At 63.1% G+C, this 20,738-nt stretch carries 22 protein-coding genes and 1 pseudogene; 6 read left to right on the plus strand and 17 right to left on the minus strand.

Translation table 11 applies throughout. The features are described from left to right. Window positions 1–4 precede the first annotated feature (4 nt). The 10 genes and pseudogenes from BN1133_RS19085 to BN1133_RS19130 all read right to left on the minus strand — a co-directional run bounded on the left by BN1133_RS19085 (window position 5) and on the right by BN1133_RS19130 (window position 7,692). The gene (locus BN1133_RS19085; RefSeq protein WP_197273689.1) at window positions 5–445 is read right to left on the minus strand and encodes a DUF2489 domain-containing protein; all 441 of its coding nucleotides are present in this window, start codon (window positions 443–445) and stop codon (window positions 5–7) included. A 5-nt stretch (window positions 446–450) separates the two neighbouring features. After that, a complete protein-coding gene (yihI, locus tag BN1133_RS19090) occupies window positions 451–978 on the minus strand; it encodes a Der GTPase-activating protein YihI (RefSeq protein WP_050668035.1) in 528 nt (175 codons plus the stop codon). Window positions 979–1,667: 689 nt separating this feature from the next. Continuing rightward, window positions 1,668–1,961, minus strand: a complete 294-nt coding sequence (locus BN1133_RS19095) for a DUF1488 family protein (protein ID WP_050668036.1) — start codon at window positions 1,959–1,961, stop codon at window positions 1,668–1,670. A 10-nt stretch (window positions 1,962–1,971) separates the two neighbouring features. After that, window positions 1,972–2,787 carry a shikimate dehydrogenase gene (aroE, locus tag BN1133_RS19100; protein ID WP_050668037.1) on the minus strand — a complete coding sequence of 272 codons (816 nt, stop codon included), beginning with the start codon at window positions 2,785–2,787 and terminating at the stop codon, window positions 1,972–1,974. A gap of 90 nt (window positions 2,788–2,877) precedes the next feature. Beyond that, the gene (gene hemF, locus BN1133_RS19105) at window positions 2,878–3,780 is read right to left on the minus strand and encodes an oxygen-dependent coproporphyrinogen oxidase (RefSeq protein WP_050668038.1); all 903 of its coding nucleotides are present in this window, start codon (window positions 3,778–3,780) and stop codon (window positions 2,878–2,880) included. A 9-nt stretch (window positions 3,781–3,789) separates the two neighbouring features. Next, complete coding sequence (gene tsaC / locus BN1133_RS19110) at window positions 3,790–4,347, minus strand: L-threonylcarbamoyladenylate synthase type 1 TsaC (RefSeq protein ID WP_050668078.1); 558 nt, start codon at window positions 4,345–4,347, stop codon at window positions 3,790–3,792. Between the two features lie 72 nt (window positions 4,348–4,419). Continuing rightward, window positions 4,420–4,977: a DNA topoisomerase family protein gene (locus tag BN1133_RS19115; RefSeq protein WP_050668039.1), complete on the minus strand. Its 558-nt coding sequence runs from the start codon at window positions 4,975–4,977 to the stop codon at window positions 4,420–4,422. 59 nt (window positions 4,978–5,036) lie between these two features. Further along, on the minus strand, window positions 5,037–5,510 hold the full coding sequence (locus tag BN1133_RS19120; protein WP_050668040.1) for a DUF494 family protein: 474 nt from the start codon (window positions 5,508–5,510) through the stop codon (window positions 5,037–5,039). Continuing rightward, window positions 5,503–6,611 (minus strand): annotated as a pseudogene (gene dprA / locus BN1133_RS19125) (DNA-processing protein DprA). Before dprA ends, BN1133_RS19120 begins: the two are co-directional and overlap by 8 nt. Then, window positions 6,601–7,692 (minus strand): LysM peptidoglycan-binding domain-containing protein, encoded by a 1,092-nt coding sequence (locus BN1133_RS19130; protein WP_050668041.1) that lies wholly within the window; start codon window positions 7,690–7,692, stop codon window positions 6,601–6,603. Before BN1133_RS19130 ends, dprA begins: the two are co-directional and overlap by 11 nt. A gap of 108 nt (window positions 7,693–7,800) precedes the next feature. Between BN1133_RS19130 and def the strand changes: the two genes are divergently transcribed. From def to BN1133_RS19155, 5 genes are all read left to right on the plus strand, one after another. Then, the gene (def, locus tag BN1133_RS19135; RefSeq protein ID WP_050668042.1) at window positions 7,801–8,313 is read left to right on the plus strand and encodes a peptide deformylase; all 513 of its coding nucleotides are present in this window, start codon (window positions 7,801–7,803) and stop codon (window positions 8,311–8,313) included. Between the two features lie 10 nt (window positions 8,314–8,323). Further along, window positions 8,324–9,268 (plus strand): methionyl-tRNA formyltransferase, encoded by a 945-nt coding sequence (gene fmt / locus BN1133_RS19140; protein WP_050668043.1) that lies wholly within the window; start codon window positions 8,324–8,326, stop codon window positions 9,266–9,268. 57 nt (window positions 9,269–9,325) lie between these two features. Beyond that, complete coding sequence (rsmB, locus tag BN1133_RS19145; RefSeq protein WP_050668044.1) at window positions 9,326–10,618, plus strand: 16S rRNA (cytosine(967)-C(5))-methyltransferase RsmB; 1,293 nt, start codon at window positions 9,326–9,328, stop codon at window positions 10,616–10,618. 7 nt (window positions 10,619–10,625) lie between these two features. Continuing rightward, window positions 10,626–12,002: a Trk system potassium transporter TrkA gene (gene trkA, locus BN1133_RS19150; protein WP_050668045.1), complete on the plus strand. Its 1,377-nt coding sequence runs from the start codon at window positions 10,626–10,628 to the stop codon at window positions 12,000–12,002. A 96-nt stretch (window positions 12,003–12,098) separates the two neighbouring features. Next, window positions 12,099–13,541 carry a TrkH family potassium uptake protein gene (locus tag BN1133_RS19155; RefSeq protein WP_050668046.1) on the plus strand — a complete coding sequence of 481 codons (1,443 nt, stop codon included), beginning with the start codon at window positions 12,099–12,101 and terminating at the stop codon, window positions 13,539–13,541. 39 nt (window positions 13,542–13,580) lie between these two features. Here the strand turns inward: BN1133_RS19155 and rmuC are convergent, their stop codons facing one another. Together rmuC and BN1133_RS19165 are read right to left on the minus strand one after the other, a co-directional pair. Next, on the minus strand, window positions 13,581–14,927 hold the full coding sequence (rmuC, locus tag BN1133_RS19160) for a DNA recombination protein RmuC (RefSeq protein ID WP_082178067.1): 1,347 nt from the start codon (window positions 14,925–14,927) through the stop codon (window positions 13,581–13,583). After that, window positions 14,924–15,139 (minus strand): hypothetical protein, encoded by a 216-nt coding sequence (locus BN1133_RS19165; protein ID WP_050668048.1) that lies wholly within the window; start codon window positions 15,137–15,139, stop codon window positions 14,924–14,926. The genes rmuC and BN1133_RS19165 overlap by 4 nt, the downstream gene beginning before the upstream one ends. Before the next feature lie 130 nt (window positions 15,140–15,269). Here BN1133_RS19165 and BN1133_RS19170 point away from each other — a divergent pair, with 130 nt between their 5' ends. Then, on the plus strand, window positions 15,270–15,800 hold the full coding sequence (locus tag BN1133_RS19170) for a ferredoxin-type protein NapF (protein WP_050668049.1): 531 nt from the start codon (window positions 15,270–15,272) through the stop codon (window positions 15,798–15,800). 24 nt (window positions 15,801–15,824) lie between these two features. On the opposite strand, the gene BN1133_RS19175 is transcribed toward BN1133_RS19170, so the two are convergent. From BN1133_RS19175 to BN1133_RS19195, 5 genes are all read right to left on the minus strand, one after another. After that, window positions 15,825–16,277: an Rrf2 family transcriptional regulator gene (locus BN1133_RS19175; protein ID WP_050668050.1), complete on the minus strand. Its 453-nt coding sequence runs from the start codon at window positions 16,275–16,277 to the stop codon at window positions 15,825–15,827. A 158-nt stretch (window positions 16,278–16,435) separates the two neighbouring features. Further along, window positions 16,436–17,275, minus strand: coding sequence for a PfkB family carbohydrate kinase (locus BN1133_RS19180; RefSeq protein WP_050668051.1), 840 nt, complete (start codon window positions 17,273–17,275; stop codon window positions 16,436–16,438). A gap of 86 nt (window positions 17,276–17,361) precedes the next feature. Then, the gene (locus BN1133_RS19185) at window positions 17,362–18,333 is read right to left on the minus strand and encodes a LysR substrate-binding domain-containing protein (RefSeq protein WP_050668052.1); all 972 of its coding nucleotides are present in this window, start codon (window positions 18,331–18,333) and stop codon (window positions 17,362–17,364) included. 158 nt (window positions 18,334–18,491) lie between these two features. Next, window positions 18,492–19,223 carry a glutamine amidotransferase-related protein gene (locus BN1133_RS19190; protein ID WP_050668053.1) on the minus strand — a complete coding sequence of 244 codons (732 nt, stop codon included), beginning with the start codon at window positions 19,221–19,223 and terminating at the stop codon, window positions 18,492–18,494. 17 nt (window positions 19,224–19,240) lie between these two features. Further along, the gene (locus BN1133_RS19195; protein ID WP_050668054.1) at window positions 19,241–20,734 is read right to left on the minus strand and encodes a CoA-acylating methylmalonate-semialdehyde dehydrogenase; all 1,494 of its coding nucleotides are present in this window, start codon (window positions 20,732–20,734) and stop codon (window positions 19,241–19,243) included. Window positions 20,735–20,738: the final 4 nt, after the last annotated feature.

Genomic DNA, 20,738 nt, shown 5'->3' on the forward strand with positions numbered 1-20,738 from the left:
GCCATCACTCCGGCAGGGTGAATATGGCCAGTCTTGCCACATCCTCTTGGATCTGGTCGTTATAGTCGGCCTCATGCTTGACCCGTTCAAGGTCCTGACGCATCCGCTCACGCTTCTCGAGGGCACTGCGCGCCTCATGAGTGGCGAGATGGCGGATCTTTTCATACAGGCCGTAGAGGCCCGGGTACTGCTCGGGCAGCGGTTGGCTATGCACCATCTGCAGGGCATCGAGCAGGTTGGTGAGGCGAATCGCCCCCTCTGAGGGGTCACACTGCCCTTCTTGTACCGCCTTGGCAATGACCTGAACGCTCTCCAGAATACGCAGGTTACGCGCCCGGATCGCCTGCTGGCGTGTAAGCTGCTGAGCCCTCAACCTGAGCAGGAGGCTGGCGGCATAAGCCGCCACCCCGGCCAGGATGATGGCCCCGGCCACAGCCAGCCAAATCAGACTCACGGCTTGGACTCAGGCTTGAAATCGGCGTCGAGGAAGCGATCCCACAGCTCGTCATCAGTGGCGGGCTCTTCGGCTTCGTCCTCTTCGACCAATCCCAGCTCTTCCATCAGTTGCTGGTGACGAGCCACCATCTGCTCGACCCAGGCCTGATCGGCCGGGCTCAACGCCTCACCCTCGTCGAGGCGATCGAGCAGCTCGTTGAGGCGATCGTCATTCTCGATAGCGGCCAGCTCCTGCTCGGGAGCCAACATCAGCGGCTTCTCTTCCTTCACCGGAGCGGCCTTGGGAGCCTGAGGCTTGGCCGCCTCGACCACCAACGCCACCGGCTTGCGGGAGCCGATACGCGGATCTTTCTGATCCTTCTTGCCAGACTTGCCGCCGCTCTGGGTACCCGAGTGACGGGAGCCTGCCTTCAGCCCCTTGCGCTTGGCTGCGCGCTTGCGCTCACGCCCGGCCAGGGCGCTCTCCTGAGACTCTTTCTTACCGCCACTCTTGGGCTTGCGAACAGGTTTGTTGGCCGACATTGATCTACTCCGGAATACAGTGGTGGAACCCGCCTTAAGATGTCCCGGCAGGGCATCTTAAAGGGACGTGGAGAGGGGGTACAGGAGAGGAGCGCGGGAATGGGATCCGGCACCGATTCTGTCTCGCTTTTCACGACAGGGCGCAGCTGAGGCGCCTCTCGGGCATATTGCCGCTATTTTGACACAAAACCCGCTGGCGGGTTAATCACGACAAAAGAAAAAAGGCAGCCTATGGCTGCCTTTCGATGTTCTGATGCCCGATGCACCATGTCCGTGCCTCAACAAACTGCGTGAGGTCTGTGGTCATCCTGACCTTATCGTCTCGTCATCCTGGATTTATTGTTGCGTGTGCTTGCTTTCTTTTAGACTCCTGCCGATTCGCCTCCTGCGAACGACACGAGAGATGGCCTCCTGCACACCCCCTCATCCTGAGGGTCACCACTCCCTGGTACTTCATTCCCTTGCTACGCTTCGGCACGCCGAAAGCGCTTCCATGAAGCGTAATTTAACTCAGTAAATCCCGGGCTCAACAGATAATTTGTCTTATTTAACAACTTAAAAACCACGAGCATTGTTTAACTGAATGAAAAAAAAGAGATTATTTAAAAATTAAATGCAAAATTTCAGCCGTTGGCCGCCCCGTCTGTAGGCGATCTCTTACAAAAAGACGGAGTGATTCCCCCCGCGGCTCACAAGTCTCCATGGTGACCGTGGGCCCATTGACCAATGGTGATCGAGCCATCGGGCGCAAAGGCCTGCTCCTCAATCGCCTGGGTCGCCAGCTCTTCGATATCGAATCTCAACGACGAGAAGGCACGCAGGGCATCGTCTTCCGAACGCAAGACCAGCCCGGCCATTCGCTCCAACTGTCCCTTGCTGATGTAGCACTGGATCAGCGCCCCCATCATCTGGGCCGGAAAACAGATCCGTTGCTGTGCAGCCTGCCACTCCTGCAGGTCGGGAAACAAAATATCCTGGTTCATGGCTCTCTCCTTATCCCAGCTGACGACGCAACTCGCGCAGCACCTGACGGGAACCGGGGCGAATGCCGCGCCAAAGGCTGAAGGCTTCGGCAGCCTGCTCCACCAACATGCCCAGACCATCGATGACCCGCACGGCACCCAATGCCCGTGCCCAGGCGTTGAAGGGGGTATCACCGGCCCCGTACATCATATCGTAGACCGTCAACTGCCCATGGATGAGGCCGGCAGCCAGCGGGGGTACCTCGCCGGCCAAACTGGCCGAGGTGGAGTTGATGATGAGATCGAACGGTCCCTCCAGCGCCTCGAAGGAGGCCGCCGAGACATTGCCCAGCTCACCAAACTCGGTGGCCAGCTGTTCGGCCTTGGCCTGGGTTCGATTGGCGATCACCAGGCTCTGCGGCTGCTCCGCCAACAGAGGAGCCAGAGCCCCCCGGGCCGCCCCTCCTGCCCCCAATAACAGGATGCGGGCACCGTTAAGCTCGACCTGCTGCTGCTTGAGGTCGGCCACCAGACCGGCGCCATCCGTGTTATCACCGAGCAACACCCCCTGCCCGGTCATCAGCAGAGTGTTGACTGCACCGGCGCGGCGAGCCCGCTCGGTCAGCTCGGCCGCGATGGCGAAGGCCTGCTCCTTGAAGGGAACGGTCACGTTACACCCCTTGCCGCCGCGGGCGAAGAAGAGGTGCAAGGCATCGGCAAACCCATCGAGAGGAGGCTCACAGAGACCATACTCCATCGCCTGATCGGTCTGCCGGGCAAAGAGGGTGTGAATGAAGGGTGACTTGCTGTGGCGAACCGGGTTGCCAACCACGAGATAGCGATCCATCGGAGAGCTCCTGTTACGGCGAATCATCCGATTTAACGGTTTTTTCCATCCGGCCACAAGCAGCAAGGCCCCATCATGGGGCCCTGCATGTCACCACTCACGCGGCGCCAGATACGCCTGCAGGCGCGCCTCGGCAGTGCCAGGCTCCGGGTGCCAGTCATACTCCCAGCGCGCCAGAGGTGGCATCGACATGAGGATCGACTCGGTACGCCCACCGGTCTGCAGCCCAAACAGGGTGCCGCGATCATAGACCAGGTTGAACTCCACGTAGCGACCACGACGGTAGAGCTGGAACTGCCGCTCCGACTCCCCATAGGGGTGCTCCCTGCGCCGTTCGACGATAGGCAGATAGGCCTGGAGATAGCCATCCCCCACGGCCCGTATAAAGGCGAAACACTGCTCGAACGGCCAGCGATTGAGGTCATCGAAGAAGAGCCCCCCGACACCTCGCGTCTCCCCCCTGTGCTTGAGGAAGAAATAGCGATCGCACCATGCCTTGTACTCGGAATAGACCTCATCTCCAAACGGGGCACAGAGCTCCCTGGCCACGCGGTGCCAATGGTGGCAATCCTCCTCCACCGGATAGAAGGGCGTCAGATCGAAGCCACCCCCGAACCACCAGATAGGGGCCTCCCCCTCCTTCTCGGCGATGAAGAAACGCACGTTGGCGTGACTGGTCGGCACGTGAGGATTGTGCGGATGGATCACCAAAGAGACGCCCATCGCCTCGAAGCGGCGTCCCGCCAGTTCGGGCCTGTGGGCGGTCGCGGAAGCCGGCATGGCATCGCCGTAGACATGGGAAAAGTTCACCCCCCCCTGCTCGATGACACTCCCGCCACGCAGCACCCGGGTGCGACCACCGCCCCCCCCTTCACGCTGCCAGGCGTCCTCGATAAAACGTCCGCTCCCATCGGCCTGCTCCAGGGCGGCGCAGATACGATCCTGCAACTCGAGCAGGAAGTGCTTCACCGCGGCGACATCGGGTCTGTTCATCATGCTCTCCTAGGCAGGGCGCAGCAGGGCGCCGGTTCGGGCATCACGGATTTGAGAGGGGTTGCTGCGTCCCCCCACCTCACCGGGCAGCACATAGTCGAGCCTGTCTCCCAGGGCAGTGATCACCTCGTCCGTGGTGCGTCCCGGGGCCTCACCGGTCAGATTGGCGCTGGTCGAAACCAGTGGTTTTCCGAAGGCACGGCACAGGGCCTTGACCTGGGGGTGGTCTGTGACCCGCACCGCCAGGGTATCGAACCGGCCGGTCAGCCAGTCTGGCGTGGTCGCACGGGCCGGCATCACCCAAGTGAAAGGGCCGGGCCAGCTGGCAGTCACGGCATCCCGCTGCGCCTGGGTCAGGGCATCCATATCGATATAGGGAAGCAACTGCTCCAGGCTGTCGGCGATCAGGATCAAACCCTTCTCGACCGGACGCTGCTTGATGCCAAGCAGCTTGTTAACCGCCACCTTGGAGTCTGGGTCGCAACCGACCCCGAACACCGCCTCGGTGGCATAGGCGATCACCCCGTCACGCTCGAGGGCGGCGACCGCACATTCCAGTTCGTTCATGTTCACTTTGCTATCCGTTGTGGGCCGGCGCTTCACCGCCGTTTGTTGGAATGCTTCTGTCGCGCGGAGCCGTCACTCCCGCTCGACCTGCTTGCCACACTCCTTGCGCGGACAGACCCAGCGCAGGGAGCCACGCACCCGCTTCTCGACCAGGATTCCCCAACCACATTCGGAGCAGGGCATGGGCACCGGCTTGTCGTTCACCACGTACTTGCACTCGGGGTAGCGGCTGCAGGAGTAGAACTGCTTGCCATAGCGGGAGGTACGGCTGATCAGATGCCCCTCTCCACAAGCGGGGCAAGGGATCTGGGTCTCATCCCGTTCCTGCAGAGAGGTCATATGATGGCAGAGAGGAAACTGGGTGCAGCCGACGAAGAGGCCATAACGCCCCTTCTTGATGGCGAGAGGATGGCCGCAATCGGGACAGGCCGACCCCTCGAGCACCTTCTCGATATCACGTCCACTGGGGGTCAAAGAGCGGATATAGTCGCAGCCGGGGTAAGCGCTGCAGCCGAGGAAGGGGCCATGCTTGCCCTGGCGGATCACCAGTTCGGCACCGCACAGGGGACACGGCTCGCGCTCGAGCGCATGCTCGTGTGCCGAGAAGAGGTTAGGATCGATCTTGGACATGAGTCACCGCGCAGCCAGAGTCCGGATGGGCCGGATTCTAGCAGCGCGGTCAGCTTCTGTCAGTGGAGGACGCCGTCCGACTCGTCGAATACCAGCTCTTCCATCTGCTGGTAGGCATTTTCGCTGCCGGGCACGTTGAACAGCACCATCATCACCACCCATTTCAGGTCGTCGAGCTCGATCTCCGGAGTATCCAGCTCGAGCAGGCGCTCGATGACGATCTCCCGGGTCTCGGCGTTGAGCACCTTGGCCTGCTCGAGGAAGAGCAGGAAGCCACGGCACTCGGCACTCAGACGATCCAGCTCCTGAGGGGCATAGATACGCATCGAGCTGGGCGCACTGCAGGTGACATAAGTCTCCCGCTCGCTGTCATGCAGATTGGCCAGCCGCTCCAGCCAGCCCAGGGCCTTGTAGATTTCGTCCTGATGAAAACCGGCACGGCTCAGCTCGTCGGTGAGCTCGTCCTGGTCGATCATGACCTCTGCATCGCTGTGGATGTAGGTCTCGAAAAGGTACATCAATACGTCAAACATGATTCACCCTCCTCTTCTGACATATCCACCTGCCACCGCCAGCACCTTGCCTTCCAACTCCAGCTCGATCAGCTGTCCCAGGACGTCTTCGACCGGAAGACGGGACCTGGCGGCAACGACATCCACACTGGTGACCTCGTAATCTACGTTATCCAACAAGCCGGCCTCTGGCAATCGACTCTTTTCGCAATGGCTGACCATACGGTCAGCTGAGGGGCGAGGAGGCGGCCAGAGCAGCTCTTCCACTATATCGGCCGCATCCATCACAAGTTTTGCCCCTTGTTGTATGAGGCGGTTGCTACCGGTCGCTTGCAGATTCAAAGGAGTGCCAGGCACCGCAAACACCTCCCTTCCCTGCTCCAGGGCATAGCGTGCCGTGATGAGTGACCCGCTCTGCTCGGTCGCCTCCACCACCAGCGTCCCCAGGGAGAGACCGCTGATGATGCGATTACGACGGGGAAAGTGTTCGGCCAGCGGCCCCTGGCCAGGTTCAAACTCCGAGACCAGCACCCCACCTTGTTCCAGAATGCGCTCCGACAGCGCACCGTGCCGCCGGGGATAGATGCGATCAAGGCCTGAGCCCAGCACGCCTATGGTGATGCCCCCCGCCTCGAGCGCAGCCTGATGACAGGCCCCATCGATGCCCAGTGCCAGACCTGAGGTAATGGTCAGACCCGCGGCGACCAGGTCGCAGGCCAGATCACGGGCACAGGCAAGGCCGGCATGGGTGGGATGACGGCTGCCGACCATGGCCAGCTGGGGCTGCGCCAGCCGCTCAGGCTCCCCCTTGCACCAGAGCAGTAGCGGGGCAGCAGGAATCTCTTTGAGACGAGGGGGATAACAGGGGTGATCGGGGGTCAACAGGTGGTGATGAGGCGCCTCACACCAGGAAAGAAGCGCAGAGAGGGCGGGAGAAGGGCGATGAAGCGCATCAATCTGACTGCGGGTGAGGCCCCACTCGCTCAACTGCTGTGTCGGGGCAGATAACAGCGCCGAGATCTCACCGCCGACCTGTTCCAACAGCCGCCATGCGGTCACAGGGCCAACCCCGGGCACCGCCCACAGGGTCAGCCACCGGAGCACGCCGTCATCAGGGGGCATCGACCGAATAACCTACCCGAACCATGTCCCGACTCTGCAGGATCAGTCCGTAGCTCATGCGGTCATAGACCCGAAACAACATGACGCGCGCCACCGACTCGGGAGGCAATTGCAGGGTCGGATCAGAGCGGAAGGCGCGATCGAAATCACTCGCCGTGTCCCGATAAACCGGTTGTTCGCCGCGCGTCTGCACCAGAGCCATGCCGGGACGCTTCACATCCAGCACGCTACCGGGGGCCATGTGGTCCAGCGCCCCCTTGTTGATCAGCACCACATCCAGCTTGCCCGCGACACTCATCCGATTGGGCATGTCGACGATGACCCCGTTGAGGATCGGTGCCGCCCCCTTGGGGGCGAAGAGCGCCTGCCGCTCCTCAGGCCCCGGCAAGGGCATCAGCCTGTCGCCCTGACGCACCTCTTGGCGGTTGGCGATCAGGGTGGCCTGGGTCTGACCGTTAGACCACTGCATATCGGCACGCACTATGCCGGTCAGGGTGGCCTCCTGGCCGAGCCAGTCACCACTCTTGGGATCCCGATACTCGCGACCGGGGCGATAGACACCGTACTCCCTGCCGGGTTCCAGTCTTCCCTGCACGAAGAGGGGGTGGTGATCGAGGATGGCCTGCTGCCCTTCGTTGTTGCCCAGCACATAGGGGAGACCCTCACCCTGTTTCGGGCCGGAGAAGAGGAGATCCTGATTCAGGAAGGGGGAGATGGCGGAGAGAGGCAGGGCCGGCACGGGATTGAGTTTGTTGTCACTGCGCACCCGGGGGGAGAGGGTGATCACCCGCTTTGTCCCCCCGCCATCCCGAACCAGTTGCGGCTGACCATCGACCCAGGTCAGATGAAGGATATCCCCCGGGTAGATCCAGTGGGGATCGGCTATCTGGGGATTTCCCTTCCACAGGGTTGGCCATTGCCAGGGTTTCTGTAGATAATGTCCGGCTATATCCCACAGGGTGTCCCCACGCTGGACCGTATAGGTCTCTGGATACCCTTTGCGCAGGGCAAGCGACTCTGCTGCAACCCCGAGCGTGGAACCAAACAACAGGAAAATCAGGGCAGTTCGCGTCAGATTCATAACACTCCTTGTGTCCTCTGCGGGGGCCTGTGACTGTTTTTTGCCGGCGTAAATGACTAGAATTACGCCAGCATCAATCTTTTTTATATAAGGCTCAAGAACTCATTTATGGCCATTCTAGATGTACTGCGCTTCCCCGATGAGCGTCTGCGCACCGTCGCTGCACCCGTCGAGGCTTTCACTCCGGAACTGCAAGTAATTGTAGATGATATGTTTGAGACCATGTATGCCGAAGAGGGCATAGGTCTGGCCGCGACTCAGGTCGATGTCCATCAGCGCATCATCGTCATCGATGTCTCCGAAGAGCGTGACGAGCGCCTGGTGCTGATCAACCCGGAAGTGCTCGAGCAATCCGGCAGCACCGGCATCGAGGAGGGGTGCCTCTCCGTGCCCGGTAGCCGGGCACTGGTACCGCGCGCCGAACAGATCAAGATCCGCGCCCAAAATGCCAAGGGTGAATTCTTCGAACTGGAGGCCGACGATCTGCTCGCCATCTGCATCCAGCACGAGATGGATCACCTGATCGGCAAGCTGTTTGTCGACTACCTCTCTCCCCTGAAGCGCCAGCGCATTCGTCAGAAGCTGGAGAAACAGGCACGCGAGGAGCGCAAGAGCGCCTGAGGATGACCGTTTGAGCAAGCTGAAACTGATTTTTGCCGGTACTCCCGACTTCGCCGCCCGTCATCTGGCGGCGTTGTTGTCTTCCGAGCATGAGGTGGTGGCCGTCTACACCCAACCGGACAAGCCGGCCGGGCGCGGCCAGAAGCTGACCGCCAGCCCGGTCAAGGCGCTGGCCCTGGCCCACGACTTGCCGGTCTACCAGCCCGCCACCCTGCGCAATGAATCCGCCCAGGCCGAGTTGGCCGCTCTGGGGGCCGATCTCATGGTGGTGGTGGCCTATGGCCTGATCCTGCCCAAGGTGATCCTCGACACTCCGCGTCTGGGCTGCATCAACGTCCACGGCTCCCTGCTGCCGCACTGGCGCGGCGCCGCCCCTATCCAGCGCTCCATCTGGGCCGGCGATGCCGAGACCGGCGTGACCATCATGCAGATGGACGTGGGACTCGACACCGGAGCCATGATCCGCAAGGTCACCTGCCCCATCGCCGCCGACGAGACCTCGGCCACTCTCTATGACAAGCTGGCCGAGTTGGGTCCGCAGGCCCTAGTCGACACCGTCGATGCCATGGCCACTGGCGATACCCATGCAGAACCTCAGGATGACGCCCAGGCCAACTACGCCGAGAAGCTCTCCAAGGAAGAGGCGCGCATCGACTGGCGCCTGGAGGCCGTCGCCATCGAGCGCTGCATCCGGGCCTTCAATCCCTGGCCCATCAGCTGGTGCGAGGTGGCAGAGCACACCGTCAAGGTGTGGTCCGCCGAGGTCGTGGAGCGCGACCACGGCCAGGCGCCTGGCACCCTGCTCAAGGCCGACCGGGAGGGGATCGACGTCGCCACCGGACGGGGCGTACTGCGTCTGCTGACCCTGCAACCGCCGGGCAAGAAACCGATGGCGGTACAGGATCTGCTCAACTCCCGTCGTGACTGGTTCACCGTCGGAACCACGCTAGCTTGACGGGGCGGGGTCCGGCCCCGCCCTCTTCGTTTCCGAGCGCTCAATCAAGGTAACCCGATGAAAACACGTGCTCAGGCCGCTCTGGTCATGCAACAGGTGCTGGACCACGGCAACTCCCTCTCCGCCGTGCTGCCGGCCGCCCAGGAGCAGGTCGCCCCGCGCGATCGCGCCCTGCTGCAGGAGCTCTGCTACGGCACCCTGCGCTGGCTGCCCCGTCTCGACGCCGCCGTCGGCGAGATGATGGACAAGCCCCTCAAGAACAAGAGCCGCATCTTCCATTATCTGCTGCTGGTGGGCCTCTATCAGCTCATCTACACCCGTATCCCGCCCCACGCCGCCGTGGCCGAGACGGTCAATGCCACCAAGCTGCTCAAGGGCCAGGCCCTGCGCGGCCTGATCAACGGCGTACTGCGCAACTTCCAGCGCAGTGCCGAGGTGATCCTGATGCGGGTCGACCGCATTCCGAGCGTACGACTGGGCCATCCCGAGTGGTTGGTCAAGCGGTTGCGCCACGCCTATCCCGACAACTGGGAGGCGATCCTCGAGGCCAATAACCAGCGCCCGCCCATGTGGATCCGCAACAACTCCCGCCGTCAGAGCCGTGACCAGATGCTGGTGCGCCTCGCCGAGGCCGGCATCGAAGCCAGCGCCGGCGCCGAGGGAAGTGACACCATACTGCTCGAGCGCCCCTGCGATGTGACCAAACTGCCCGGCTTCGAGGTCGGTGACTGCTCGGTACAGGATGGCGCCGCCCAACAGGCGGCTGCCCTGCTCGATCCCCAGCCGGGCGAGTGGGTGCTCGATGCCTGTGCCGCACCGGGCGGCAAGACCGCTCACCTGCTGGAGCGCCAACCGGCCCTGGCGGGCGTGGTGGCGGTCGACGCCGACGCCGACCGCCTCAAGCGGGTGCAGCAGAATCTGGATCGCATTGGTCTGCAGGCCCGCCTTATTCACGGTGACGCCAGCGCACCGGATCAGTGGTGGGAAGGCCCCCAATTCGACCGTATCCTGCTTGATGCCCCCTGCTCCGCCACCGGTGTCATCCGCCGCCATCCGGACATCAAGTGGCTGCGCCGGGATCAGGACATTCGCGACCTCTCCCAGCTACAGCGACAGATACTGGATGCCCTCTGGTCGAAACTCAAAAGCGGCGGTACCCTGCTCTATGCGACCTGTTCGGTGCTGCCGGAAGAGAATCGGGATCAGATCCGCGCCTTCCTCGCCACCACACCGGACGCCGAGCTGATCCCCCTGACTCCGGACGATGGCCCGGAGCAGCCGGGACGCCAGTTCCTTCCCGGCGAGCTGGGGATGGACGGCTTCTACTACGCCAAGCTGATGAAGCGGTGAGCAGACCATGAAGATCATCATACTGGGAGCCGGCCAGGTGGGCGGCACCCTGGCCGAGAACCTGGCCGGGGAGAATAACGACATCACCCTGGTGGATACCGATGTCGACCGCCTGCGCGAACTGCAGGACAAGTTCGATCTGCGGGTGGTCAACGGCCATGGTGCCCACCCCAGGGTACTGCGCGAGGCGGGCGCCCAGGATGCGGACATGCTGGTCGCGGTCACCAACAGTGACGAGACCAACATGATCGCCTGTCAGGTGGCCTACTCCCTCTTCAACACCCCCAACAAGGTGGCGCGGATCCGCTCACCGGCCTACCTGGCCGAGCGGGATCGCCTGTTCCTGCCCGAGTCGGTGCCGGTCGATCATCTGATCGCGCCGGAACAGCTGGTCACCGACTACATTCGCCGCCTCATCGAGTACCCGGGGGCCCTGCAGGTGGTGGACTTCGCCGGAGGCCGGGTCGGCCTGGTGGCGGTCAAGGCCTATTATGGGGGCCCTCTGGTGGGCAACGCCCTCTCCACCCTGCGCGAGCACATGCCCAATATCGAGACCCGGGTGGCGGCCATCTTCCGCCAGGGGCGGCCCATCCGTCCCCAGGGCACCACCATCATAGAAGCCGATGACGAGGTCTTCTTCGTGGCGGCCGCGGGTCACATCCGGGCCGTGATGTCCGAGCTGCAACGCCTCGAGAGCCCCTACCGCCGCATCATGATCGTCGGCGGGGGCAACATAGGCGCCGGCCTCGCCCGCCAGCTGGAGAAGCGCTACAGCGTCAAACTGATCGAACGCAGTCAGAAGCGGGCCGAGCAGCTCTCGGAGCAGCTCGAGAACACCATCGTCTTCTGCGGTGATGCGGCGGATCAGGAGCTGCTGGCCGAGGAGCATATTGACCAGATCGACGTCTTCATCGCGGTGACCAACGAAGACGAGGCCAACATCATGTCGGCCCTGCTCGCCAAGAAGATGGGGGCCAAGAAGACGCTGGTGCTGATCCAGCGCGGCGCCTATGTGGATCTGGTGCAGGGTGGGCCCATCGATATCGCCATCTCTCCCCAGCAGGCCACCATCTCGGCCCTGCTGACCCACGTACGCCGGGCCGACATTGCCAACGTCTACAGCCTGCGCCGCGGGGCCGCCGAGGCGATCGAAGCGATCGCCCACGGGGATGAGCAGACCTCCAAGGTGGTGGGGCGCACGGTCGGCGAGCTCAAGCTGCCGCCGGGCACCACCATAGGGGCCATAGTCCGTGGAGAAGAGGTACTGATCGCCCACGATCGCACCAAGATCCAGCAGGATGACCATGTGGTGATGTTCCTGGTGGACAAGAAATACATCCCGGAAGTGGAGCGGATGTTCCAACCCAGCCCCTTCTTCCTCTAGGGCTCCCATGGCGCGCCTCTGCATCCATCCGGCCCGGCCACGTCCCTCCACGGGACGAGCCGGGCCCTTTGTTAATCAACGACCAGACTCTCATCCATGATCAAGCTGCGTCCCATCCTCTTCACCCTGGGCCTGGTGCTCTCCAAGCTGGCACTCTTCATGTGGCTGCCCACCCTGCTGGCGCTGGTGACCGGCACGGAAGGGTTTGTCGAGTTTCTCAAATCGGTGTTGATCACCCATGGTGCCGCCTTCCTCTGCCTGCACTACGGGCGCAAGGCGGAGTTTCGCCTGGGGGTGCGCGAGATGTTCCTGCTCACTACCTCGGTGTGGGCCGTGGTCTGTATCTTCGGCGCCCTCCCCTTCGTCTTTATCAACCACATCGCCTTCACCGACGCCTACTTCGAGACCATGTCAGGGGTGACCACCACCGGCTCGACCGTGCTATCGGGCCTCGACAACATGGCCCACAGCATCCTGCTGTGGCGCTCCATCCTGCAGTGGCTGGGCGGGGTAGGCTTTATCGTGATGGCGGTGGCGGTGCTGCCCTACCTCAACGTGGGGGGCATGAAGCTGTTCCAGACCGAGAGTTCGGATTGGTCTGACAAGAGCGCCCCACGCGCCAAGACGGTGGCCAACAACATAGTGCTGGTCTATCTGGTGCTCTCCATGCTCTGCTTCCTCGCCTACTGGGCGAGCGGCATGACCACCTTCGAGGCGGTCAACCATGCCATGACGACGCTCAGCACCGGGGGCTACTCCACCTCGGATCAGTCCATGTCCCACTTCTCCAACGCTGCCCACTGGATCGGCACCGTCTTCATGTTTCTGGGGGGACTCCCCTTCCTGCTCTACGTGCAGAGCCTCACCCGCCGCGACACCAGCCTGCTGCGCGACGCCCAGGTACGCGGCTTCTTCTGGCTGGTGGTCTGGATCACCCTGGTGATGACCCTCTATCTCTGGCAGCGGGGCACCTTCGAATTCTGGGATGCCCTGCGCATCAGCAGCTTCAACATCGTCTCTGTGCTCACCACTACCGGCTATGGCCTCGGCGACTTTGGCACCTGGGGACCACTCACCAGCATCCTCTTCATCTTCCTGCTGATGCTGGGCGCCTGCTCCGGCTCCACCGCCGGCGGCCTCAAGATCTTCCGGGTACAGCTCTCCTTCGCCCTGTTTCGCAAGCAGATGCTGCAGCTGATGCACCCCTCCGGGGTCTTCCCCCAGAAGTACAATGGCCGTCCGGTGAGCGAGAGCATAGTGCGCTCCATGATCGCCTTCGTGCTGGCCTACTTCGCCGTGATCCTGGTGATCGCCGCCCTGCTCGGCGCCATCGGCCTGGATCCCCTCACCGCCATCTCCGGCTCCATCACGGCGGTGGCCAACGTGGGTCCGGGCATGGGGCCGGTAATCGGTCCGAGTGGTAACTTCGCCGGCCTGCCCGACTCGGCCAAGTGGATCCTCTCGTTTGGCATGATGCTGGGGCGCCTCGAGATCCTGACGGTGGCGGTACTCTTCTTCCCCGCCTTCTGGCGCCAGTAATGGAAAGAGGCAGCCTCCCGGCTGCCTCTTCACTCTCGGCTATCCCTCGCGCCGGGGTCGCTCATCCTGCTCCAGTGCCTGCTCCACCAGCGCCTCCGGCAGGGGCTTGGGCACCTCGACCCCCAATTCCCGCAGCCGCTCCGCCTGCGCCAGCAGGTTGCCGCGACCGCTGGCGAGACGCCCCATCGCCTTGTCGTAACTCTCGTGGGCCCGTTGCAGGCTGCCACCGAGGCTCTGCATCTCCTCCACAAACAGACGCAGCTTCTCGTAGAGCCGCCCGGCACGCTCGGCGATAAGGCGGGCATTCTGGTTCTGCCGGTCGACCCGCCACAGGTTTTCGATGGTGCGCAGGGCCACCATCAGGTTGGTTGGGCTCACCAGCAGTATGTTGTGCTCGAGGCCATAGCGCATCAGGCCGGGATCGGCCTCCAGCGCCACCAGGAAGGCGGGCTCCACCGCCACGAACATCAGCACATAGTCGAGGGTTCGCACCCCGGGTAGCTGCTGATAATCCTTGCGCCCCAGCTCGCGGATGTGGTTTCGCACCGACGCTACATGCTCCTTCAGGGCAACCGCCTTCTCCAGCTCGTCATCGCTGTTGAACCAGCGTTCGTAGGCCGTCAGCGACACCTTGGCGTCGATGATGATCTGCTTCCCCTGGGGCAGCTCTACGATCACATCGGGTTGATAGCGCTGCCCCTTGTCGGAGGTGAGGCTGACCTGGGTCTGATACTCGTGCCCCTCGCGCAGTCCGCACTCACAGAGGATGCGTGCCAGCACCACCTCCCCCCAGTTGCCCTGCTGCTTGCTGTCCCCCTTGAGGGCTCGGGTCAGGGCCGCCGCCTCTTCGGTCATGCGGGCATTGAGTTCGGCCAGGCGCTCCAGCTCGAAGCGCAGGCTGTGACGCTGCTCCGTCTCCTGGGCATGGGTTTCGCCCACCTGACGACGGAAGCCCTCGATCTGCTCGCGCAAGGGAGTGAGCACCCGATCCAGGCTGTGCTGGTTGAGATCGCGAAACTGGGCCGAGTTCTGCTCGATCATGCGATTGGAGAGGTTTTCGAACTGCTGCACCAGTCGCGCCTCGTTCTCCTTGAGCAGTTGCTGCCTCTCGGCGGCGGCCTGGCGCTCGGCGCGCAGCATGGCCTCGAGCTCCTTGATACGGGCCGTCAGCCTCATGATCAGCTGCTGGCGCTCCTCCTGACGGGCCTCTTGATGAAGCCGCTCGTCGTTAAGCTCGTCGAGCCGCTGCAACAGGGCATCGCCACGCACCTGTGACTCGGTCAGTGCCTCTCTCAGGCGGCGACTCTCATGGCGTCCCGCCAGCCAACCGCCCAGGGTGCAAAGCACAACGCCGGCCCCCAGCAACAACCACTCCTGTGGGCTCATCGCAGACCCCGTCGCCGTAGCAGTTGTTCCAGATAGCGGTTGGCCAGCCCCCAAAACAGAACATAGGCACAATAGAGGGCGATCAGCAGCCACTTGTGGTTATTCACCCCCTGATCGATCTCGGCGAAGGGGGTATCGGTCAGCCGCATATAGAGGAGGATGACGCCGGGAAACATGTAGAGCAGCGACGCGCGCCAGAAAAAGAGCAACATAGAGGAAGCGATCTGCGGGTGGAAACTGGGGCTAGCTTACACAAGCCCATCCCTGCTGGCGATCCCGTGGTGCTGGCTTGTGGGCAGAGATTCCCGTAAAGTTAACCCTAAATGGGTAACAGGAGCCATCATGGATCACACCCTGTGCCAGTGGCTGCGACGCACCCTGGTACCTCTGCGTACACCCCCCGTCACCTGCCAGGAGGCAAGACCCCCCTGGGCCATCGAAGAGAAGCAGTTCCTCGCCCTGTGCAATCGCTGCGGTGACTGCTTTCGGGCCTGCCCCCAGGGGTTGTTGCACCCGGCCGATCGCGCCGAGTATCGGGGCTCGGCCATCCTGGGGACTCCTATCCTGGATCTCTCCTGCGGCCAGTGCAGCTATTGTGGCAGCTGTGCCCGCGCCTGCCCGACCGGCGCCCTGGATCTCGCCCTGGGCCGCCAGGTTCAGACCCGGGTGCGCGTCTCGGCCCAGTGCCAGGCCAGCCTTGGTTACTACTGCCTGCTGTGCGAGGATGCCTGCCCCCGGCTCGCCATCAAGGTGACCCCCCAAGGGGTACAGCTCAACCACGAGGCGTGCGACGGCTGCGGCGCCTGTGGGCTGGCCTGTTTCCACGGCGCCATCACCCTGGAGCGGCACCCCAAAACAAAAACGGAGCCCTGAGGCTCCGTCTCTCCCGGTGAGGCCTTAGCCCACCGCCAGCAGATCGTCCGGCTCCAGCCCCAACAGGTGGCAGAGGCGCGCCGGATCGCGCACCGCATCGGCCAGGGTGTACTCCCCCAGCACGTCGAGGAAGGCGTTCATCGCCTTGCGCAATATCCCCTGCACCCGGCAGCCACCGGCCAGGCGGCAGTTGTCGCTCTTGCAGTAGGCGGGGCAGAGGATGTTCTCCATGTCCACCACCACGTCGCGCAGGTTGATAGAGACCGCAGAGCGACCGAGGCGGATGCCGCCGTGCTTGCCCCGTACCGTCTCTATGTACCCCTTGAGGCCAAGCTGATGCACGATCTTGACCACATGGTTACGGGAGATGGCGAAGGTATCGGCCACCTCCGTGATGGTCGACAGGCGATCTTCCGGTTGTACCGCCAGGAAGGTCAGGGTACGCAGGGCGTAGTCGGTAAATCGTGTCAGTTGCATGGAATGCTTGCCTCGTTGATACAGCCAACGGACACCGGCGAATGCGGGTCACCTGGGATAGTCAGGCAAGGGTAAGAGCTGGACAACAGGGTGTCGATAAAGATGGAGATAAATCGGCACTTTCTTTGATTAATCGCAAAAATGCCGACTAGTTGCCGCTAGTGAGGGGTTTTAAGCCACTTTTTCAACGCTACGGAGGGGATCGAACTCTCCGAGGCCACCGCAAATGCCCCCCAGTCCACCGCACACTGCAACGCCTGCTCCATGGCCATGCCCGAGGCAAGCCCGTGGATCAGCCCACCGGCGAAGGCATCCCCTGCCCCCGTGGTATCGACCACTGATACCGGCCGAGCCGGCACCCGGATCTGCTCCTCCCCATGAAGGGCCAAAGCCCCCTCCTTCCCCTCGGTCAGCACCAGCCACTGCAGGCTCTCCCCGCCGATCTGGCGCGCCTGTTGCCAGAGATCCTCCTGGCTCTCCAGATCGCTGCGCGAGGCGACCAGGACGTGGCAGGGACGACGCACTTGCCCCCCCTTGGGGTATTGGGCCACCACGAAGCTCTGACCCAGCATCTGACGCATGTAGGGGATCACCACCGAGCCCGGATAGTTCACATAGAGGCAATCGATCCCGCTGGTCGGCAGCTCGCCGGGCAGGTCGGGCCGACGGGGCCGGCGCAATATGGTGCGCTCGCCGGTCGAGTCCACCAACACCAGCAACTCGCCGGTTTCCCCGCCGAAGCGCTCCACATGGCGACAGTCCAGCCCGTAGCCCGCCGCCTGCTCCAGCAGCCAGTCGCCGGCCTCGTCGAGGCCGATCCGGGAGGCGATCAGTACCTCGTGACCCGCCCACACCAGTCCGACTCCGGTATTGGCAGCCCCCCCTCCCAACCGTCGCCCCTGATCCAGATATTGCAGCCGTGCCCCGGCCACCAGCGGCTCGGAGAGGGAGAGGACATGATCACAGTTGAGATTGGCAAGCAGCAGCAGACGGGACATGGGGGGATCTCTCGCAGGGGTGGAGACTCAGTAGAGCGCAGGGAGCGCCGCCCCACAAGAAAGAAGGGGAGACGGCGCGATCGGGATCAATAGACGGGCAGCACCACCTCCTGGAACAGCTCGTCGATGCGGGCCTGGGTCGGCTGCTGCATCACGTTCTGGATCACCTCCTTGGTGAGGTGGGGTGAAAAGGTGGTGATGAAGTCATACATATAGTTCTGCAGCAGTATGCTCTTGCTAAAACAGAGATAGGCCGGGCAGGGGGTAAAGAGGTGCTCCAGGTTGATGGCCACCAGATCCGGGGCATCGGTGTCGTTGGCCACCAGAGAGGAGATGATGCCGATACCGAACCCCAGTTCGACGTAGCGCTTGATGACACCGGCATCCATCACCGTCATGTAGTAGTTGGGGGTGAGCCCGGCGGTCTCAAACGCCTCGTCCTGCACCTTGCGACCGGTCGCCCCGCTCTCGTAGCTGAGGATGGGATAGTCGCAGAGCTGCTCCAGGGTCGGACGTTTCACCCTGGTCAGGGGGTGATCCTTGGGCACCACCAGGGAGAGAGTCCACAAATAGGCAGGCAGCACGATGAGATCCTTATCGAAGCCGATCTCGTGGGCCACGATGGAGAAATCCGAATACCCCTTGCTGATCTGATCCTTGCTGGCCGACATCACGGGGTGCAGGTGGAACGAGATCTTGGGGTACTTCTTGGTGAAGTAGGTGACCGATTTCGGCAGCAGGTGGCGCGCTATGGTGTGGGTGGTGTGGATATTGAGTGTGCCCACGGTCGGATCGAGATACTCACGGGAAATCGCCTTGATCTTGCTCTCTATGTTAAGCATCGCCTCGGCACACTTGATGATCTCCTCTCCCACCGGGGTGATGCGGTGCAGGTGTTTGCCACGCCGCTCGAAGATGCGCACCCCCAGCTCTCCCTCGAGCAGACCGATCTGTTTGCTGACCCCGGGCTGGCTGGTATAGAGCGCCTCGGAGGCGGCCGAGACGTTGAGATTGTGGTCCCGTATCGCGATCAAGTACTTCAACTGCTGCAATTTCAAGGCTCGTCCCTCGCTGGCTGGCGTCTCGTCGGGCGACCTTAGGAAAATGGCCGCCCCGAAGGGCGGCCAGTTTATCATCCGAGGCCGGGCCAATCGCCGCTTGTTCCTTCATTTTCCTAAAGAATCTAGCATTCGGCCCGGTGCCCTGACAAACCGCCTCAGGAGAGACCCACTCCCACCGGCAGCAGCAGGCCGAGAAACTGCAGGATCCAGCGCAGCACCAGGCTCGAGTCGACCCCCTGCTCCAGGGTGGCGAGGCAGGCCTGATAGCGCGCCTCCCCGAGGCTATCACGCCGCTTCTCGATGAGGGCCCGGTCGTACTCCACCGGAAACTCGGGATGACCCTGAATGGCCACCACGTGCTCCCCGTGCTGGAACATGAAGTTGGGACAAAAATCGTTGCCCGCCAGGCGCAGCGCCCCCGGTGGCAGAGACTCCACCTGATCCTGATGGCTCGCCAGGACCCGGATCTGCGGCGCGCTCGGCACCATCCAGTCACGTTCGGCAAGCACGGGGTTAACCGCAACCCCGAGCCCCCACCCCTTGGCCGACTTGTTCACCGCCCCGCCGAGCGCCTGGGCGATGGCCTGATGACCGAAGCAGACACCCGCCAGGGGCACCCCGGCCGCATCGGCTCGTAGGATCCAGTCGCGCAGGGCCACGACCCAGGGGAGATCGCTGTAGGCATCGTGACGTGAACCTGTGATGAGCCAGGCGTCGCACTCCTGGAGATCCGCCGGCAACTCGCCATCACAGGCGGCCCAGACCGAGAAGGCCAGATCCGGCTGCAAAGCCCGGAATCCGGCGATAAACATCTCCGAATAGACCCGACCAAAGCGCTCGGCATAGTCGGCATCGAGCCGATCGCAGTCGAGGATCCCCAGTTTCATCCAGTTTGCTCCTTGCATCACTTCATGGTGGGCATGATGAAGCTGGCGCCACTGCGCTCCCCTTCCGGCCAGCGGGCGGTCACCGTCTTCATGCGAGTGTAGAAACGCACACCATCCGGCCCGTGCATGTGAAGCGGTCCGAACAGGGATCGCTTCCAGCCACCGAAACTGTGGAAGGCCATGGGCACCGGGATGGGCACGTTGACCCCTACCATACCCACCTGGACGCGCTGGGTGAAGTCCCTGGCCGTCAGACCGTCGGCGGTGAAGATGGCGGTACCGTTGCCATACTCGTGCTGGTTGATGAGGGTCAGCGCCGTCTCGTAATCGGGCACCCGCACCACGCAGAGCACCGGACCGAAGATCTCTTCCTGATAGACGCGCATAGACGGGCTCACACGGTCAAACAGGCAGCCACCGATGAAGTAACCCTCCCCGTGGCCAAACGGGCGACCGTCGACCACCAGCTCGGCCCCCTCGGCCACCCCCTGATCCACGTAACCGCGCACCCGCGCCAGGTGCTCCTTGCTGATGAGGGGGCCCATCTCATTTTCCGGAGTGACCCCGAGCCCGGGGCCGACGCGCAGCTGCTCCACCAGGGGGGTGAGACGAGCCACCAGGGCATCGGCCACCTGGTCACCCACTGCCACCGCCACCGAGATAGCCATGCAGCGCTCACCCGCCGCCCCGTAAGCCGCCCCCATCAGGGCACTCACGGCGCCATCGAGATCGGCATCCGGCATCACCACCATGTGGTTCTTGGCGCCACCCAGGGCCTGCACTCGCTTGCCGTGGGCCGAGGCGGTGGCATAGATGTACTCGGCGATGGGGGTGGATCCGACAAACGACACCGCCTGCACCCGCGAGTCGGTCAGCAGCACGTCGACCACCTCCTTGTCACCGTTGATGACGTTGAACACCCCATCCGGCAGACCCGCCTCCTTGAGCAGCTCGGCCATGCGCAGGGAGAGACCGGGATCCTTCTCCGACGGCTTGAGCACGAAGCTGTTGCCGCAGGCCAGCGCCACCGGGAACATCCACAAGGGCACCATGGCCGGAAAGTTGAACGGCGTGATGCCGGCGCACACCCCAAGCGGCTGCATCATGGACCAGCTGTCCACCCCGCGTCCCACGTTTTGGGAGTGCTCCCCCTTCTGCAGGTGCGGAATGCCGCAGGCAAACTCCACCACCTCCAGCCCCCGGGTCAGCTCCCCCTGGGCGTCGCTCAGCACCTTGCCGTGCTCCCGGGTGATGAGGGCCGCCAACTCGTCCCTGTGCTCTTCCATCAGGGCCTTGAAGCGGAACATCACTCGTGCCCGCACCAGAGGCGGGGTCTGGGCCCAGGCAGGAAAGGCCCGTTCGGCGACCGCGATCGCCTCGGCGCACTCGGCCGCCGAGGAGAGGGCCACCCGGCCAATCTCCTCCCCCGTTGCGGGATTGTGGATGGGGGCGGAGCGTCCGCCGTGGCTCGCCCCGTGGCGACCGTCGATAAAGTTACCCAAGGTGGTCATGCAT

The sequence above is a fragment of the Aeromonas schubertii genome (assembly GCF_000820105.1).
Taxonomy (GTDB): Bacteria; Pseudomonadota; Gammaproteobacteria; order Enterobacterales; family Aeromonadaceae; genus Aeromonas; species Aeromonas schubertii.

Coding starts and splice junctions, on each gene's coding strand:
- yihI (WP_050668035.1), bottom strand. CDS start 978: ATGTCGGCCAACAAACCTGTTCGCAAGCCCAAGAGTGGCGGTAAGAAA.
- BN1133_RS19095 (WP_050668036.1), bottom strand. CDS start 1,961: ATGAACCAGGATATTTTGTTTCCCGACCTGCAGGAGTGGCAGGCTGCA.
- aroE (WP_050668037.1), bottom strand. CDS start 2,787: ATGGATCGCTATCTCGTGGTTGGCAACCCGGTTCGCCACAGCAAGTCA.
- hemF (WP_050668038.1), bottom strand. CDS start 3,780: ATGAACAGACCCGATGTCGCCGCGGTGAAGCACTTCCTGCTCGAGTTG.
- tsaC (WP_050668078.1), bottom strand. CDS start 4,347: ATGAACGAACTGGAATGTGCGGTCGCCGCCCTCGAGCGTGACGGGGTG.
- BN1133_RS19115 (WP_050668039.1), bottom strand. CDS start 4,977: ATGTCCAAGATCGATCCTAACCTCTTCTCGGCACACGAGCATGCGCTC.
- BN1133_RS19120 (WP_050668040.1), bottom strand. CDS start 5,510: ATGTTTGACGTATTGATGTACCTTTTCGAGACCTACATCCACAGCGAT.
- BN1133_RS19130 (WP_050668041.1), bottom strand. CDS start 7,692: ATGAATCTGACGCGAACTGCCCTGATTTTCCTGTTGTTTGGTTCCACG.
- def (WP_050668042.1), top strand. CDS start 7,801: ATGGCCATTCTAGATGTACTGCGCTTCCCCGATGAGCGTCTGCGCACC.
- rsmB (WP_050668044.1), top strand. CDS start 9,326: ATGAAAACACGTGCTCAGGCCGCTCTGGTCATGCAACAGGTGCTGGAC.
- trkA (WP_050668045.1), top strand. CDS start 10,626: ATGAAGATCATCATACTGGGAGCCGGCCAGGTGGGCGGCACCCTGGCC.
- BN1133_RS19155 (WP_050668046.1), top strand. CDS start 12,099: ATGATCAAGCTGCGTCCCATCCTCTTCACCCTGGGCCTGGTGCTCTCC.
- rmuC (WP_082178067.1), bottom strand. CDS start 14,927: ATGAGCCCACAGGAGTGGTTGTTGCTGGGGGCCGGCGTTGTGCTTTGC.
- BN1133_RS19165 (WP_050668048.1), bottom strand. CDS start 15,139: ATGTTGCTCTTTTTCTGGCGCGCGTCGCTGCTCTACATGTTTCCCGGC.
- BN1133_RS19170 (WP_050668049.1), top strand. CDS start 15,270: ATGGATCACACCCTGTGCCAGTGGCTGCGACGCACCCTGGTACCTCTG.
- BN1133_RS19175 (WP_050668050.1), bottom strand. CDS start 16,277: ATGCAACTGACACGATTTACCGACTACGCCCTGCGTACCCTGACCTTC.
- BN1133_RS19180 (WP_050668051.1), bottom strand. CDS start 17,275: ATGTCCCGTCTGCTGCTGCTTGCCAATCTCAACTGTGATCATGTCCTC.
- BN1133_RS19190 (WP_050668053.1), bottom strand. CDS start 19,223: ATGAAACTGGGGATCCTCGACTGCGATCGGCTCGATGCCGACTATGCC.
- BN1133_RS19195 (WP_050668054.1), bottom strand. CDS start 20,734: ATGACCACCTTGGGTAACTTTATCGACGGTCGCCACGGGGCGAGCCAC.